This is a genomic window from Achromobacter semiaridum, assembly GCF_053543755.1.
The window spans coordinates 7,871-8,367 of record NZ_JBLVOL010000088.1 but is presented as its reverse complement, the minus strand read 5'-3'; the positions used below and the strand labels follow the sequence as shown (position 1 = coordinate 8,367).

1 protein-coding gene is annotated in these 497 nt (G+C 67.2%); it reads left to right on the top strand.

All coding sequences use genetic code 11. From position 1 onward, the window contains the following. The first annotated feature begins 284 nt into the window (after nt 1-284). Nucleotides 285-482: a hypothetical protein gene (locus ACNPP0_RS22205; RefSeq protein WP_448707023.1), complete on the top strand. Its 198-nt coding sequence runs from the start codon at nt 285-287 to the stop codon at nt 480-482. Nucleotides 483-497: the final 15 nt, after the last annotated feature.

Genomic DNA, 497 nt, shown 5'->3' with positions numbered 1-497 from the left:
GCCCGTCGCGCCCGTCGCGCCGTAAGGGGCGAAGGCCGGCGGCGGCAATATCTTGCGCGCTGGCCCGGTGCCGCACAGGCGCGCAGGGCGCAGGAACGCCATTCTCTACGACTAAAGACCGATGCGCCGGCCTTGCCCCGCTGCTACTGTCCGCCCGGAGCAGATCGGCATTGCCGGCCACGGCGCTTTCCGATTGCATCGTCACGCGGCGAATGCCGTGCGGTTGCTGCTGCTCAGCCGAGGCCGACGCGGTTTTCTTCGTCGGCAAGCAGCAGGAGAATCGCATGAAGACAAACCATCATCCGGATACGGCCAGCCAGGCGCAAGACGCCCAGGTCCAGGCATTGACGGCGCAAGAAATCCAGCAGGTCAGTGGCGGCTACGGTCAAAGCCGCTCGTTAGGCGTCGCCGTGCCGCAGCGTAGCGTCCCCGGTCAGGGTTCGGTGCTCTCGACGTCCCGCAAGACCCTGTTCAGCCGCTGATGCCGAGGTGGGGGG

Bases quoted from the DNA above. Each gene is read 5' to 3' on its own strand.
- ACNPP0_RS22205 (WP_448707023.1), top strand. From the start codon at position 285: ATGAAGACAAACCATCATCCGGATACGGCCAGCCAGGCGCAAGACGCC.